Origin of the sequence: Pseudomonas asiatica (assembly GCF_040214835.1) — a bacterium.
In the GTDB taxonomy this organism is placed as follows: Bacteria; Pseudomonadota; Gammaproteobacteria; order Pseudomonadales; family Pseudomonadaceae; genus Aquipseudomonas; species Aquipseudomonas putida_Z.
The window spans coordinates 823,691-838,703 of record NZ_CP157874.1; the positions used below are offsets into that span (position 1 = coordinate 823,691).

The window sequence follows — 15,013 nt, forward strand, 5'->3', positions numbered from 1 at the left end:
AGGGCATCCGTATGTCACAGACAGTGGTCAACCTGCCATTCGGTCGGCAGGAGTACGCCCAGCGCCTGGCCAAGACCCGCGCGGCCATGCAGGCACAGGGCCTGGAGCTTTTGCTGGTTACCGATCCATCGAACATGGCCTGGCTCACCGGCTATGACGGCTGGTCGTTCTACGTGCACCAGTGCGTGCTGCTGGCGCTCGATGGCGAGCCGATCTGGTTTGGCCGCGGCCAGGACGCCAATGGCGCAAGGCGCACGGTGTTCATGCAGCACGACAACATCGTCGGCTACCCGGACATCTATGTGCAGTCACGCGAGCGCCACCCGATGGACTACCTGTGCCAGGAGGTGATTCTGGCCAAGGGCTGGGGCGGCCTGAGCATCGGCGTGGAGATGGACAACTACTACTTCAGCGCGGCGGCCTACCAGGCGCTGTGCAAGCACCTGCCACAGGCGCGTTTCAGCGATGCCGCCGGGCTGGTCAACTGGCAGCGGGCGGTCAAGTCGCCGCAGGAAATCGAATACATGCGTATCGCCGCGCGCATCGTCAAACAGATGCACGGGTGCATCCTCGAACGCATCGAGCCCGGCATGCGCAAGAACGAGCTGGTGGCCGAGATCTACCGCAGCGGCATCCTCGGTGTCGATGGCCATGGCGGCGACTACCCGGCCATCGTGCCGTTGCTGCCGACTGGCGCTGATGCCAGCGCGCCGCACCTTACCTGGGACGATTCCCCGTTCACCCGCGGCGCCGGCACGTTCTTCGAGATTGCCGGCTGCTACAAGCGCTACCACTGCCCGCTGTCGCGCACCGTGTACCTGGGCAAGCCGCCGCAACACTTTCTCGATGGCGAAAAGGCGGTGGTCGAAGGTATCGCGGCCGGCCTCGATGCCGCGCGGCCAGGCAACACCACCGGTGACATCGCCAGGGCGTTCTTCCGCGTACTGGAGAAGTTCGGCATACACAAGGACAGCCGCTGTGGTTACCCGATCGGTATCAGCTACCCGCCAGATTGGGGCGAGCGCACCATGAGCCTGCGCCCGAGCGACACCAGCGTGCTGCAACCGGGCATGACCTTCCACTTCATGCCGGGGCTGTGGATGGATGACTGGGGCCTGGAGATCACCGAAAGCATCCTCATCACCGAGACCGGGGTCGAGACCCTGTGCAACGTGCCGCGCCAGCTGTTCGTGAAGGACTGACCCATGAATGCGATCGCACAGGCCGCCGCCACGGTGGCCAACCCCATCACCTGTACCTTGGATTTCGAGCAGGATGGCGTGCAGCACGGCTTCCTCAAGCTGCCGTACTCGCGTGACGACTCGGCCTGGGGGGCGGTGATGATTCCGCTGACGGTGGTCAGGAACGGCAATGGCCCGACAGCCTTGCTCACGGGGGGCAATCACGGTGACGAATACGAAGGCCCGGTGGCGCTGAGCAAGCTGGCCCAGCAGCTGCAGGCCGGGCAGGTAAGCGGGCGGGTGATCATCGTGCCGTTCATGAACACACCGGCGTTCCAGGCGGGCACCCGCACCTCGCCGATCGACCGGGGCAACCTCAACCGCAGCTTCCCTGGCCGGCCTGATGGCAGCGTGACGGAAAAGATCGCCGACTATTTCCGCCGCACCTTGCTGCCGTTGGCCGATATTGTCCTGGACATCCACTCCGGTGGTCGCACCCTCGATTTCCTGCCGTTCGCTGCATGCCATGTGCTGCCCGACAAGGCCCAGCAGGCCCGTTGTGAAGCCGGCATGCAGGCCTTCGCCGCGCCCTACAGCATGCGCATGCTCGAGCTGGATGCGCAGGCGATGTACGACACCGCGGCAGAAGAGCAGGGCAAGGTGTTCATCACCACCGAACTGGGCGGTGGTGGCACCTCCACGGCGAAAAGCGTGGCCCTGGCGGAGCGCGGCGTGCGCAATGTGCTGATCCACGCCGGCATCCTCGCCGGCGAAGTGGAGCAGGGCGAGACAACCCTGCTGGACATGCCCGATGGCGATTGCTTCATCGCCAGCGAGCACGACGGATTGCTGGAGATGTGCCGCGACCTGGGCGAAACGGTCAGCCAGGGCGAAGTGATCGCCCGTATCCATGACATCCGCCGCACCGGCAGCGCCCCGGTCGAGTACCGCGCCCGACGCAATGGCTTGCTCGCAGCCCGGCACTTTCCCGGCCTGGTGCAGTGCGGCGACACCCTGGCGGTGATCGCCGACGTACTGGCCTGAACCTGGCGTCACGACAACGAGGTATGGAGAACAGTCATGTCACACCACTACCCATTCAACAGCCTGTGCCACGTCGATGGCCAATGGCTGCACAGCCACAGTGGCAACAGCGTCGCCGTGCATGACCCGGCCAACCGCCAGGTCATCGGCCATGTGCCGCTGCTCGACCATGAGCAGATCGTCGCCGCGGTGGATGCCGCCCAGCGGGCTTTCCCGGCCTGGCGCCAGCAGAGCCTGGACAGCCGCGCTGCGCTGTTGCGGCGCTGGGCCGAATTGATGCTCGAGCACCAGGAGGCTCTGGCGCGCATTCTCAGCGAGGAGCAGGGCAAGCCGCTGGCCGAAGCACGCGGTGAAATCGCCTATGCGGCAAGCTTCATCCCCTGGTTTGCCGAGGAGGCCCGGCGCCTCAACGGGCAGACCATCCCCAGCCATATTCCGGGTGCCCAGCTGAGTACGCTGAAGGAGCCCGTCGGGGTCTGCGCGCTGCTCACCCCGTGGAACTTCCCCAGCGCCATGATCACCCGCAAGGCGGCTGCGGCGTTGGCGGCCGGCTGCACGGTGGTGGTCAAGCCGGCCCACGAAACACCGTTCTCGGCGCTGGCCCTGGCCCAGCTGGCAGAGGACGCCGGCTTCCCGCCGGGGGTGTTCAACGTGGTGATTGGCGAGCCGCAGATGGCCATGGAAACCCTGGTGCGCGACAGCCGCGTGCGGGCGGTCAGCTTCACCGGCTCGACCCGGGTCGGCAAGCTGGTGCTGCAAGCCGCGGCTCAGGATGTGAAGAAAGTGGCGCTGGAGCTGGGCGGCAACGCGCCGTTCATCGTCTGCGCCGATGCCGACCTGGAGCTGGCCGTGCGGGTGGCCGTGGCCGCCAAGTTCCAGACGTCTGGCCAGGACTGCTGCGCGGCCAACCGGATCATGGTGCAGCGGCCGTTGTACGAAGCATTCCTGGCGCGCTTCGCCGAAGCGGTGCGGGCGCTGAAGGTTGGCCCGGCGATGGTCGATAGTGAGGAGACGGCCGCAGAGGTCGGCCCGTTGATGCACCAGGCCGCCTTCGATGCCACCCAGGCCCGGGTCGAGGACGCCCTGCAGCGTGGCGCCCGGCGCCTGGTCGGTGGCGAGGGCCATGCGCTGGGTGGCTGGTTCTTCCAGCCGACGGTGCTTGCCGATGTCACGCCGGCGATGCGCATCTACCAGGAAGAAAACTTCGCGCCGATTGCCGGGGTCATGCCGTTCGACACGCTGGAGCAGGCCATCACCATGGCCAATGACACCGAGTACGGCCTGGCTGCCTACATCGTCGGCAACCGCCTCGATGTCGTGCACCCGCTGGTGCGCCGGCTCGACCACGCGATGGTGGCGATCAACGGCGTCAAGTTCACCGGCCACCCCATCCCGTTCGGCGGCATGAAGGCCTCGGGCCTGGGCCGCGAAGGCGGCAGCGAGGGCTTCGAACCCTTCGTCGAAACCAAATACGTTTGCTTGCACCACCACGGTCAGTTCTAAGGAGTGTTTGCCATGAGCCAAGATTTCAGCCAGCTGTTCGAACAGGACCGCGCCCACTTCATGCACCCCTCGACCCACGCCCATGACCACGCCAGCGGCGCGCTCAAGGGCCGGATCATCACCGGTGCCGAGGGCATCCGCCTGCGTGACCATGAAGGCCGCGAACTGATCGACGCATTCGCCGGCCTGTACTGCGTGAACATCGGTTACGGGCGTACCGAGGTCGCTGACGCCATCCATCGCCAGGCCAAGGAGCTGGCGTATTACCACACCTACGTCGGCCACTCGACCGAGGCGATCATCGAGCTTTCCAGCCGCATCATCGACTGGGCGCCGGCCGGGATGAAAAAGGTCTATTACGGCCTGTCGGGGTCCGATGCCAACGAGACCCAGGTCAAGCTGGTGCGCTACTACAACAACATCCTCGGTCGCCCACTCAAGAAGAAGATCATCTCTCGCGACCGCGGCTATCACGGCTCGGGCATCATGACCGGCAGCCTTACCGGCCTGCCCAGCTTCCACCAGCATTTCGACCTGCCGGTGGAGGGCGTCAAGCATACGGTCTGCCCGCACTGGTACCGCAAGGCACCGGCCGGCATGGATGAGCAGGCCTTCGTGCGCTATTGCGCCGACGAGCTGGAGCAACTGATCCTGGCCGAAGGGCCCGACACCGTCGCCGCGTTCATTGGCGAGCCGCTGATGGGCACTGGTGGCATCATCGTGCCGCCGAAGGGCTACTGGAAGGCGATCCAGGCTGTGCTCGATCGCTACGACGTGCTGCTGATCGCCGACGAAGTGGTGTGCGCCTTCGGCCGCCTGGGCTCGAAGATGGGCAGCCAGCGCTACGACATCCGCCCGGACCTGATCACCACGGCCAAGGGCCTGACCAGCGCCTATGCGCCGCTGTCGGCAGTGATCGTTGGTGAGAAGGTGTGGAACGTGATCGAAGAGGGCTCGCAGAAGGCCGGCCCGATGGGCCACGGCTGGACCTACTCCGGGCACCCGATCTGCGCGGCGGCGGCGCTGGCCAACCTGGATATTCTCGAGCGCGAGAACCTGACCGAGAATGCCGAAGTGGTGGGGGCATACCTGAACCGGCGCATGCGCGAAACCTTCGAAGGCCACCCGCTGGTAGGTGAAGTACGGGGTGACGGCATGCTTTGCGCGGTCGAATTCATGGCCGATCGCGAGGCGCGCACGGCGTTCGACCCGGCGTTGAAAGTCGGGCCACAGGTATCGGCAGCGTGTCTTGAGCGCGGGATGATCGCCCGGGCCATGCCGCATGGTGACATTCTCGGCTTTGCACCGCCGTTGGTGCTGGACCAGGAGGATGCCGAAAAGATCGTCGCCATCACCAGGGCGGCGGTCGATGAGGTGGCTGGCAAGGTGCTCGGCTGAGCATTGCAGGGGCTGCCATGCGGCCCCATCCCCGGCCTCGGCAGGCGAACCGACTGACGGTCCCACCCATCCCGCATCCTTGCCTACGCTGATATTCCAACCCGCTGAGGCAAGGAGAACCGTCATGGCCTTCCAATACAAGCGTCTGGACAAGAACAACGCCGCCGTGCTGCTGGTCGACCACCAGACCGGCCTGCTCTCGCTGGTAAGGGACATCGACCCCGACCGCTTCAAGAACAACGTCCTGGCCCTGTCGGACCTGGCCAAGTACTTCAAGCTGCCGACCATTCTCACCACCAGTTTCGAGACCGGCCCCAACGGGCCGCTGGTGCCCGAACTGAAAGAGCAGTTCCCCGACGCCCCGTACATCGCCCGGCCTGGCAACATCAACGCCTGGGACAACGAGGACTTCGTCAAGGCCGTCAAGGCCACCGGCAAGAAGCAGTTGCTGATCGCCGGCGTGGTGACCGAAGTGTGCGTGGCCTTCCCGGCACTGTCGGCGCTGGAGGAGGGCTTCGAGGTATTCGTCGTCACCGATGCCTCCGGCACCTTCAACGAACTGACCCGTGACTCGGCCTGGCGGCGCATGGAGGCCGCCGGGGCGCAACTGATGACCTGGTTCGGCGTGGCCTGCGAACTGCACCGTGACTGGCGCAACGACATCGAAGGGCTGGGGACCCTGTTCTCCAACCATATTCCGGACTACCGCAACCTGATGACCAGCTACAACAAACTGGCCAAGTAATCCGGCCTCGAAGGCACCCCCGTGCCTTGTGGGAGCGGGTTCACCCGCGAATGCGTCGGTAGCTTCAATGACGCATTCGCGGGTAAACCCGCTCCCACACCCTCCCTGGAACACTCACCAGCACTCGCAGAATCAATGAGATAGAAGCAAGCCTGCGAAATCCACAAGCGAAGCGGCAAACTGCCATGGATCGACCATACTGACTCTTCATTCGCCCTCAGGAGAGTGCCATGTCGAAGTCGTCCAGGAAAAAAGACACCAAGGACCAGCCGGAGAAACTGGGCGGCAAGGCGTACGAGAAGGCACTCAAGCAGCTGCATGTGGAGCTGGTGAAGCTGCAGGAATGGGTGGTGGCCAAGGGCCTGAAGGTGTGCATTGTCTTCGAGGGCCGCGATGGCGCCGGCAAGGGCGGTACCATCAAGGCCATTACCGAGCGCGTCAGCCCGCGAGTATTCCGCGTGGTGGCGCTGCCGGCGCCAACCGAGCGGGAAAAGAGCCAGATGTATGTGCAACGCTACCTGGGCCACCTGCCTGCCGCGGGCGAGGTAGTGATCTTCGACCGCAGCTGGTACAACCGCGCCGGTGTCGAGCGAGTGATGGGCTTCTGCAGTGAAGAGCAGAGCAGCAAGTTTCTCACCGTGGTGCCGCTGTTCGAAAAGATGATGGTCGAGTCGGGGATCATCCTCATCAAGTACTGGCTGGAGGTCAGCGCCGAAGAGCAGACCCGCCGCCTGCAGGACCGCATCAACGATGGCCGCAAGCTGTGGAAGCTATCGCCGATGGACCTCAAGTCGTACACCCGCTGGGATGAATACACCCGGGCCCGCGACGACATGTTCGCCGCCTCCGATTCGTCCTGGGCACCGTGGTTCATGGCCCATTCCAACGACAAGCGCCGTGCCCGGCTGAACATCATCAGCCATCTGCTGACGCGCATTCCCTACAAGGACATTACCCGCGACGGGCTGGTGAAGTTGCCCAAGCGCGGCAAGATCGGCAAATACAAGGCCGTCAACTACCCGTTCAAAGTCGTCGAAGAGCGTTTCTGATCTCTCCCCACGGGGGGCAGCGAGGGTGCGAGCCTATGCCGCATGATGGCAGCCTGTTGCAGGCGACGGTGGTGTTCCTGTTGGCCGTGGTGCTTCTGGTACCGCTGGCGCAGCGTTTGAAAATGGGGGCGGTGCCCGGCTATCTGCTGGCGGGCATCCTGATAGGGCCATCGGTGTTTGGCCTGCTGAACAACCCGGATAACGTGGCACGCCTGTCGGAGATGGGTGTGGTGATGCTGCTGTTCGTCATCGGCCTGGAGCTGTCGCCGCGGCGTTTGTGGAGCATGCGCCGGGCGCTGTTTGGCGTCGGCTCGCTACAAGTGGGCCTGAGCGCTGTGCTGCTTGGCCTGCTGGCGTACTGGCTGTTCGGCCAGTCGAAGCCGGCTGCCATCGTGCTGGGCCTGGGCCTGGCGCTGTCGTCCACCGCGTTTGGCCTGCAGGTACTGGCCGAGCGCAAGGACCTGGGCAAGCCGCACGGCCGCCTGGCCGTTGCGATCCTGCTGTTCCAGGACATTGCCGCGATCCCGCTGATTGCCGTGGTGCCGCTGCTCGGTGGTGATGTCAGCACCGCCGACGAAGGTGCCTGGCCGGTGCTGGCGGTGGTGGTTGGCATAGGTGTGCTGATCATCTTTGGCCGCTACCTGTTGACCCCTGTCTTCAAATGGACAGTCGGTTCGGGCCTGCCCGAGCTGTCGACCGCTACTGCCTTGCTGGTGGTGCTGGGCACCGCCTGGGTGATGGAGCACGTGGGCGTGTCGATGGCGCTGGGGGCATTTCTGGCGGGCGTGTTGATGGCCGAGTCGCCTTTTCGCCACGAACTGGAAACCCAGATCGAGCCCATCAAAGGTTTGCTGCTGGGGCTGTTCTTCGTTGGCGTAGGGATGAGCGCCGACCTGCGCTTGCTGTTCGGCATGCCGTTAATGGTGCTGGGGCTGACCCTGCTGCTGGTGGTCATCAAGTTGCCGCTGCTGTATGGCCTGGGCCGCACGGCGGGTGGGCTGAACCAGGCCCAGGCGTTGTGCCTGGGCGTGGTGCTGGCCTCTGGCGGCGAGTTTGCCTTCGTGGTGTTCAAGCTGGCGCTGGACCATCAGGTGCTGGCGCAGCAGGTGCATGACCTGCTGGTGCTGGCCATCACCTTGTCGATGGCGGTAGTGCCGTTGGTAATGATGGCCCTGGCGCGGCAGTTGCGTGACGACAGCCCCACACAGGCAACCCCTGAAGCGGGCCACTGAATCGCGCCACATGGCGCGCGTATAGTTCGGAGGTGAAGCATGCAACCGGGTATCAAGCTGGACAGCCGCCTGTCGCGGGGCTTGCTCGATGTGCTCATCAAGGCCGGCCTGGTGGCTGCCCTGGTGATATTCGCCTTCCAGACGTTCCAGCCGTTCCTGGAGCTGATGCTGTGGTCGGTGATCCTGGCGGTGACCTTGTACCCGTTGTATTGCCGCATCCAGCGCCGCACAGGGCTCAAGGACGGGCTTTCGGCGACGCTGGTAGTTCTGCTGGTACTGGTCGTGCTGCTGGTGCCGATCTACCTGGTGGTGATGTCTATCGGCGAATCGGTGGACAGCCTGGTGACGTTGCTGAAAAGCGGGGCCTGGAGCGTGCCGGCACCTCCCGATTCGGTGGCGGCCTGGCCGCTGATCGGGCCGAAGGTGCATGCCCTGTGGCTGGCAGCCTCGGAAAACATGGCCGGTGTGCTGAACCAGTGGATGCCCCAGCTCAAGGATGCCGGGCGCACGGTGCTGGGGGCTGCAGCCAGCGCAGGCGGCGCGTTCCTGTTGTTCATCGCGGCGATCATCGTCTCGGGCATCATCATGGCGTTCGGTGACCGCGGCGAAATCGCGGCGCAGCGCATAGCCATGCGGGTGTCGGGCGAGGAGCGCGGCAAGCCACTGGCCAAACTGTGCACCGCCACCATTCGCGCGGTGGCCCAGGGCGTGATCGGCATTGCCTTCATCCAGATGCTGCTGATCGGTGTCGGCTTCGTCATCAAAGGGGTACCGGGGGCCGGGATGCTGGCCATCGTCATCCTCATGCTGGGGATTGCCCAGGCACCGGCCACGTTGATCACGGTGCCGGTGATCATCTACATCTTCAACGTCGAAGGCTTTACCGTGGCGACCATCATCTTCGCCATCTACAGCTTCGTCGCCGGGCTTGCCGACAACGTGCTCAAGCCGCTGCTGCTGGGGCGCGGGGTGGATGTGCCGATGCCGGTGGTGCTGATCGGGGCACTGGGCGGCATGGTGGTCAAAGGCATCATCGGCCTGTTCATCGGCCCGGTGATCCTGGGCGTCACTTATGTACTGTTCTGGCAATGGGTGGCGCTGCAGGTGCCGGAAAACCCCGTCAAGCCGTCGGCGTGAGTCAAGGCCTGCCATGCCCGGACGCTTCTGTGGTTGTGCACTGAGCCTGGCTGCCATGTTGGTGGGCTGTACCCAGGTCGGCCCGGATTTCCAGCCGCCGCAGGACCCGTGGCTGAGCACCTGGAACACCCCGCTGCTGGAGCAAGCCGGGCAGCAGGCCGCGGCGCCCGACCTGCGCCAGTGGTGGGCCGTGTTCGCCGACCCGGCCCTGGATGCCTTGATCGCCGAGGCCGATGCCAACAACAGCAACCTGAGCGTGGCCGGCTTGCGCATTGCCGAAGCCCGCGCCCAGTTGGCCATCGTGCAGACCGGGCGTTATCCACAGCTGCAGCAGCTGCGAGCCCAGAGCCTGTACCTCAAGCAGGACCAGTCCGGCACTGCCACCGCGCGTGATTCGGTGTTCTGGCAATCCAGCGCGGGCTTCGACATCGGCTGGGAAATCGACTTCTGGGGGCGCTTCAGCCGCGCCATCGAAAGCGCCGACGCCGTCTACTTCGCCTCCCAGGCCAATTACGCCGATGCCATGCTGCTGTTGCGTGCGCAGGTGGCCGACACCTACTTTGCCCTGCGCACCACCGAGGCGCGGCTGGATATCGCCGAAGAAAACGCCCGCCGCCAGGCGCGCAGCCTGGAGATAACCGAGCGGCTGTTCCGTCATGGCGAAAACGACGAACTCGACTGGCAACAGGCGCGCACCCAGTACCTGGCTACCCAGGCCACCATCCCCGAGTTTCAGAACCAGCTCAATGCCCTGCGCAATGTGCTGTGCTCGCTGCTGGGCCGGCCGCCCGGGCCGCTGCCACAGCTGGATGCCGGCCACGGCCAGTTGCCGTTGCCGGACCGTGCCGTGCTGCAGGGCGTGCCCGCCAGCCTGCTGCAGCGCCGCCCGGACATCCGCGCCGCCGAGCAGGCGGTGGCGGCGCAGTCGGCGCTGGTCGGGGTGGCCGAGGCCGACCTTTATCCACAGCTGAGCCTGCTGGGCAGCATCGGCTGGAGCTTCGTCACGTCCAATCACCTGCCCGATACCTTCGACATCGCCGCCGGGCCCAGCCTGATCTGGAACCCGTTCGACTACGGCCGGCGCAAGAACGCCGTGCGCGTGGAAGATGCCCGCTTGCAGCAGCTGATCGAGCTGTACCACCAGGGCGTGCGCGAAGCCGCCCGCGAGGCCGACGATGCCGCCAGCGGGCTGGTGCGCTCGCTGCAGAGCGCAAGCATCCGCGACCAGGCCTCGCAGGCCGCGCAGCGCTCGCTGAGCCTGGCCAGCTCGCAGTACCGCGAAGGCTTTGCCGACTTCCAGCGCGTGCTCGACGCCCAGCAACTGCTGCTGCAGCAACAGGACGGCTACCTGGTCAGCCGCGGCAATGCCGTCAGCAGCCTGGTGACGCTGTACAAGGCCCTGGGCGGCGGCTGGGACGCCAGCCGCGCACCGATCGACCCGGCCACCCGCCAGCAGATGCAGCAACGCACAGATTGGGGCGAACTGCTCGACGAGCCAGCCCCCAGCGCACATGAACAAGGTGAAACGAAATGAGCGACGCCACGCCGACGTCCCCTCCGCCAGCCCCCGATCGCGGCATGCGCTGGGTGCTGCTGCTGATTGCCGTGAGCCTGCTGTGGTACCTGCTGGCCGACCGTTTCACGCCCTATACCCAGCAGGCCCGCCTGCAGGCCTACGTGGTGCCGGTGAGTGCCGAGGTGGCCGGGCAGGTGAAGCGTGTGGCGGTGGGCAACAACCAGGAAGTACGCAAGGGCGATGTGCTGTTCGAACTGGACCAGGAACAGTACCGCATCGCCCTGGCCCGCGCCGAAGCCGACCTGGACACGGTACGCCGGCAGATCGGCGCCCACACCGCTGGCATCGACTCGGCCCAGGCGGCGCTGGTGGCGGCCCAGGCCAACGAGCGCAAGGCGCGGCAGGACGCCGAGCGGCTCAAGCGCCTGATCGATGAAGACCCGGGCACGGTGTCGGTGCGCCGCCTGGAGGGCGCCCAGGCCAACCGCGACCAGGCCATCAGCCAGGTCGCGGCAGCCCGTGCCGAAGTGGAGCGGGCCCGTGAGCAGCAGGGCGGGGCGCAGGACGACAACGCCCAACTGCGCAGCGCGGCGGCCAATGTGGAAAAAGCCCGGCTGGACCTGGCGCGCACCGTGGTACGCGCCGATGCAAACGGGTTGATCACCGACCTGCGCACCGACGTTGGCCACTATGTCGGCGCCGGCAGCCCGATGATGACCCTGATCGCCATCCATGACGTGTGGATAAGTGCCGACATGACCGAAAACAACCTCGGTCGGCTGCGCCCAGAAACCCCGGTGCTGGTAGTGCTCGATGCGCTGCCTGGCACGGTGTTGAAGGGGCGCATTCGCAGCATCGGCTACGGCGTGAGCGTGGGCCAGAGCAACCCGCCGGGCACGTTGCCGACCGTGCAGAACAGCCGCGAGTGGCTGCGCTCGGCGCAACGCTTCCCGGTGATCGTCGAACTGGAGCGTGACCAGTTGCAGGACAAGAGCGGTTTGCGGGTCGGCGGCCAGGCCGAAGTCATGGCCCTGCCAACCGAGGGCAACCCCTTGAACCTGCTGGGCCGGCTGTTCATGTGGCTGATGAGCTGGCTGTCGTATGCCTATTGAGCTGCGCCGCCTGCGCGCCCTGCGCCTGGCCTGGGGCGTGGCGCTGTGCCTGGCGGTGAGTTTTGGCATCGGCCTGCCGGTGCCGATCCTGGCGCCGGTGTTCGCGGTGCTGTTGCTGGCCATGCGCAGCCAGCCCTTGCCCCTGCGTGCGGCCCCGGCCCTGGCGGTGCTGGTGCTGCTTGCCTGCGGTAGCGGGCTGCTGCTGATTCCGCTGCTGCGCCATGCCCCGGTGAGTGGGGTGTTGCTGGTGGGGGTGGGGGTTTTCCTGACCTTGCGTTATGCGCTGAAGGGCGGCAACGGCCTGCTGGCCAATTTGCTGGTGATCGGCCTGACCATGATCGCTGCTGCCGGCACCAGCGACTTCAGCCTGGCGCTGTCGGTGGTCGAAGCGCTGGCCAAAGGCATGCTGCTGGCGGTGCTGGGTACCGCGGCAGCGCATGTGCTGTTTCCCGAACCGGCCGATGCGCCGGCGCAACCGGCACCGCCTCTGCTCGACAGTGACCAGGTGAGCTGGGTCGCCTTGCGTGCCACGCTGATCGTCATGCCGGCCTTCTTGCTGGCGCTGATCGCCCCGGACCAGTACATGCCGCTGATCATGAAGGCAGTGAGCCTGGGGCAGCAGGCCGGCGAAACCCGCGCGCGGCATGCCAGCCGCGAGCTGATCGGCTCGACCTTGCTTGCCGGGTTGCTGGCGATACTGATGTGGGGCGCGTTGAGCCTGTTCGTGCACCTGTGGATGTTTTTCCTGTGGGTGCTGCTGTTCGTTCTCTGGCAGGGGCGCAGGCTTTACCGTGCAGTGGATACCAGGCAAAGCCCGGCGTACTGGGTGAGTTGCCTGACGACCATGCTGATCTTGCTGGGGCAGTCGGTGCAGGACAGCGCGGGCGGGCAGGATGTGTACCGCGCCTTTGCCGTGCGCATGGCGCTGTTTCTGGCGGTGTCGGTGTATGCCAGTGTCATGCTGATCTGGATAGACCGGCTTCGGATGCGGCGTGGGCTTCTTCGCGGGTGAACCCGCTCCCACAGGTATCGCGTTGCCCATGGGATCACGCAATTCTTGTGGGAGCGGGTTTACCCGCGAAGAGGCCAGCCCAGGAAAACCTAGGGCTTCCAGTCAACCCCACTCTCTTCCAGGTAGGCATCCACCGCTGCCCCAACAGTGGGATGAAACGCCGACTCCCCCATATGCTCGAACAACTCGAACTGCCGCATCTTGTCCTTTACCGGGTCCTTCATCTCGGCAAACTGCAACTCCACCCCCCGCGCCTCCAGCGCCCGGTCCAATTCGGCCAGCATGTCCGCCGAGGTGATATCGATGCTTGTCACCGGCTCTGCCGCGATCACCAGCCGTTGAACCGGGGTAGGCGATGCATCCACCGCCGCCATCACCGTGCTCTGGAACTGTTCGGCATTGGCAAAGAACAGCGGCGCATCCCAACGCAGCAGCACCAGCCCCGGAATGCGTCGGGCCTGTGGATAACGCTGCACATCATGGTAACCGCGGGTGCCATCCACCCGTCCCAGCACCGCATGATGCGGCCGCCAGCCGTCCCACAGGAACTCGATCACCGATATCGCCACGGCAATGCAGATGCCGGGAATGGCCCCGAATACCGCTACGCCGACGAAGCAGGTGAACGACAGCCAGAACTCCCATTGCTGCATGCGGAAGATGCGCTTGAGGTCGGCAAACTCGAACAGGCCCAACGCTGCGGCAATCACCACCGCCGCCAGGGCGCTGTTAGGCAGGTGTTGCATCAGGTTGGGCGCCACCAGCAGCAACAGCGTCACCGCCAGCGCGCCGATGATGCCGGTGAGCTGGGTCTGCGAGCCGGCCGCCTCGGCCACGGGGGTGCGTGACGAGCTGCTGCTGATGGGGATGCCCTGGAACAGCCCCGAGGCCAGGTTGGCCACGCCCAGGCCGAACATTTCCTGGTTGGGGTTGACCGGGGTCTTCATGCGCGCGGCGTAGGAACGTGACAGCACGCTGGTATCGGCGAACGACACCAGTGCCACCGCGATGCCGCCGAGCAGTACCTCCACCAGGTCGATATCGCTGACCCAGGGGAACACGAAGCTGGGCAGCCCCTGGGGCAGTTCGCCGAGCACTTTCACACCTTGCTGGTCGAGCCCCAGCAGGCTCACCGCAAGCGTGGCCAGCACCACTGCAATGAGAATGCCCGGCAAGCGCTTGAACGGCTTGAGCAGCAGGATCAGCGCCAGGCTACCGCCACCGACCACGAAGCTTGGCCAATGGCCTTCGCCGGCGAGCAAGGCCTGGATCAGGTTCCAGGTATCCCGCAGAGGGCCCTGGCTGTCGACCGACAGGCCGAACAGTTTGGGCAACTGGCTGATCAGCACCGTGAGGGCGATGCCATTCATGTAGCCATAGCGGATCGGCTTGGACAGCAACTCTGTGATGAAGCCCAGGCGCAGCAGACCGGCGATCACGCAGAACGCCCCGGCCACCAGGGCCATCATGCTGGCGATGGCGATTGCCCGTTGCGGGTCGCTGGCGGCGTACTGCACCACCACCGCCAGGATCGGTGCGGCCAATGCCGAGTCCGGGCCCAGCACCAGGATGCGGCTGGGGCCGAACAGGGCATAGGCCAGCAGCGGGATGATGGTGGCGTACAGCCCGTAGATGCCGGGTACGCCAGACGCTTCGGCATAGGCGATGCCCACCGGCACCAGCATGGTGGTGAGCACCAGGCCGGCGGCGATGTCTTTGGGCAGCCAGGCGGGTTGGTAGTGGAGCAGGGTGACCAGGCCGGGTAACCAGCGTTGCCAGTCGAGGCGGGGTTTTTCAGGCATGGGGCGTGCGTCCGGGGGAGGGTGCTGAATCACAGCTTAGATGCTGAATTCCGGGGCCGCTCTGCGGCCCTTTCGCTTTGATGCGAGGTCCGGAAAATGCGTGGTACCTGTGGGAGCGGGCATGCCCGCGAACACCGGCGCAGCCGGTGCCATGCACCGCGTTGGATTCTTCGCGGCTAAAGCCGCTCCCACAGTGGGCGCGTGCTGCTTGCCAGATGCCAGAAAAAACAAAACCCCTTGAGGCGTTGGCCTCAAGGGGTTCGTGGGTACTGCAGTCTGCCG

Annotated in this window: 12 protein-coding genes; 11 read left to right on the top strand and 1 reads right to left on the bottom strand. The window is 65.4% G+C overall.

Annotation, left to right across the window (positions count from 1 at the left end; genetic code table 11):
- The first annotated feature begins 11 nt into the window (after nucleotides 1-11).
- The 11 genes from doeA (at nucleotide 12) to ABNP31_RS03835 (ending at nucleotide 12,929) form a co-directional block, all read left to right on the top strand.
- Complete coding sequence (gene doeA, locus ABNP31_RS03785) at nucleotides 12-1,202, top strand: ectoine hydrolase DoeA (protein WP_350013015.1); 1,191 nt, start codon at nucleotides 12-14, stop codon at nucleotides 1,200-1,202.
- Between the two features lie 3 nt (nucleotides 1,203-1,205).
- A complete protein-coding gene (gene doeB / locus ABNP31_RS03790; protein WP_025337669.1) occupies nucleotides 1,206-2,225 on the top strand; it encodes a N(2)-acetyl-L-2,4-diaminobutanoate deacetylase DoeB in 1,020 nt (339 codons plus the stop codon).
- A 36-nt stretch (nucleotides 2,226-2,261) separates the two neighbouring features.
- On the top strand, nucleotides 2,262-3,728 hold the full coding sequence (locus tag ABNP31_RS03795) for an NAD-dependent succinate-semialdehyde dehydrogenase (RefSeq protein ID WP_350013016.1): 1,467 nt from the start codon (nucleotides 2,262-2,264) through the stop codon (nucleotides 3,726-3,728).
- 12 nt (nucleotides 3,729-3,740) lie between these two features.
- Nucleotides 3,741-5,126, top strand: a complete 1,386-nt coding sequence (locus ABNP31_RS03800) for an aspartate aminotransferase family protein (RefSeq protein WP_085665070.1) — start codon at nucleotides 3,741-3,743, stop codon at nucleotides 5,124-5,126.
- A 124-nt stretch (nucleotides 5,127-5,250) separates the two neighbouring features.
- Nucleotides 5,251-5,871, top strand: coding sequence for an isochorismate family cysteine hydrolase YcaC (gene ycaC / locus ABNP31_RS03805; protein ID WP_010951959.1), 621 nt, complete (start codon nucleotides 5,251-5,253; stop codon nucleotides 5,869-5,871).
- A 230-nt stretch (nucleotides 5,872-6,101) separates the two neighbouring features.
- Nucleotides 6,102-6,920, top strand: coding sequence for a polyphosphate kinase 2 (gene ppk2 / locus ABNP31_RS03810; RefSeq protein ID WP_350013017.1), 819 nt, complete (start codon nucleotides 6,102-6,104; stop codon nucleotides 6,918-6,920).
- A gap of 35 nt (nucleotides 6,921-6,955) precedes the next feature.
- Nucleotides 6,956-8,152 carry a monovalent cation:proton antiporter-2 (CPA2) family protein gene (locus ABNP31_RS03815; protein WP_238067256.1) on the top strand — a complete coding sequence of 399 codons (1,197 nt, stop codon included), beginning with the start codon at nucleotides 6,956-6,958 and terminating at the stop codon, nucleotides 8,150-8,152.
- Nucleotides 8,153-8,191: 39 nt separating this feature from the next.
- Nucleotides 8,192-9,289 carry an AI-2E family transporter gene (locus ABNP31_RS03820; RefSeq protein ID WP_350013018.1) on the top strand — a complete coding sequence of 366 codons (1,098 nt, stop codon included), beginning with the start codon at nucleotides 8,192-8,194 and terminating at the stop codon, nucleotides 9,287-9,289.
- Nucleotides 9,290-9,302: 13 nt separating this feature from the next.
- The gene (locus ABNP31_RS03825) at nucleotides 9,303-10,823 is read left to right on the top strand and encodes a TolC family protein (protein ID WP_350013019.1); all 1,521 of its coding nucleotides are present in this window, start codon (nucleotides 9,303-9,305) and stop codon (nucleotides 10,821-10,823) included.
- A complete protein-coding gene (locus ABNP31_RS03830; protein WP_350013020.1) occupies nucleotides 10,820-11,917 on the top strand; it encodes an HlyD family secretion protein in 1,098 nt (365 codons plus the stop codon). Before ABNP31_RS03825 ends, ABNP31_RS03830 begins: the two co-directional genes overlap by 4 nt.
- Nucleotides 11,907-12,929, top strand: coding sequence for a DUF2955 domain-containing protein (locus ABNP31_RS03835; RefSeq protein WP_350013021.1), 1,023 nt, complete (start codon nucleotides 11,907-11,909; stop codon nucleotides 12,927-12,929). Before ABNP31_RS03830 ends, ABNP31_RS03835 begins: the two co-directional genes overlap by 11 nt.
- Before the next feature lie 89 nt (nucleotides 12,930-13,018).
- On the opposite strand, the gene ABNP31_RS03840 is transcribed toward ABNP31_RS03835, so the two are convergent.
- On the bottom strand, nucleotides 13,019-14,731 hold the full coding sequence (locus ABNP31_RS03840) for a SulP family inorganic anion transporter (protein WP_085665064.1): 1,713 nt from the start codon (nucleotides 14,729-14,731) through the stop codon (nucleotides 13,019-13,021).
- Nucleotides 14,732-15,013: the final 282 nt, after the last annotated feature.

Bases quoted from the DNA above. Each gene is read 5' to 3' on its own strand.
- doeA (WP_350013015.1), top strand. From the start codon at position 12: ATGTCACAGACAGTGGTCAACCTGCCATTCGGTCGGCAGGAGTACGCC.
- doeB (WP_025337669.1), top strand. From the start codon at position 1,206: ATGAATGCGATCGCACAGGCCGCCGCCACGGTGGCCAACCCCATCACC.
- ABNP31_RS03795 (WP_350013016.1), top strand. From the start codon at position 2,262: ATGTCACACCACTACCCATTCAACAGCCTGTGCCACGTCGATGGCCAA.
- ABNP31_RS03800 (WP_085665070.1), top strand. From the start codon at position 3,741: ATGAGCCAAGATTTCAGCCAGCTGTTCGAACAGGACCGCGCCCACTTC.
- ycaC (WP_010951959.1), top strand. From the start codon at position 5,251: ATGGCCTTCCAATACAAGCGTCTGGACAAGAACAACGCCGCCGTGCTG.
- ppk2 (WP_350013017.1), top strand. From the start codon at position 6,102: ATGTCGAAGTCGTCCAGGAAAAAAGACACCAAGGACCAGCCGGAGAAA.
- ABNP31_RS03815 (WP_238067256.1), top strand. From the start codon at position 6,956: ATGCCGCATGATGGCAGCCTGTTGCAGGCGACGGTGGTGTTCCTGTTG.
- ABNP31_RS03820 (WP_350013018.1), top strand. From the start codon at position 8,192: ATGCAACCGGGTATCAAGCTGGACAGCCGCCTGTCGCGGGGCTTGCTC.
- ABNP31_RS03825 (WP_350013019.1), top strand. From the start codon at position 9,303: ATGCCCGGACGCTTCTGTGGTTGTGCACTGAGCCTGGCTGCCATGTTG.
- ABNP31_RS03830 (WP_350013020.1), top strand. From the start codon at position 10,820: ATGAGCGACGCCACGCCGACGTCCCCTCCGCCAGCCCCCGATCGCGGC.
- ABNP31_RS03835 (WP_350013021.1), top strand. From the start codon at position 11,907: ATGCCTATTGAGCTGCGCCGCCTGCGCGCCCTGCGCCTGGCCTGGGGC.
- ABNP31_RS03840 (WP_085665064.1), bottom strand. From the start codon at position 14,731: ATGCCTGAAAAACCCCGCCTCGACTGGCAACGCTGGTTACCCGGCCTG.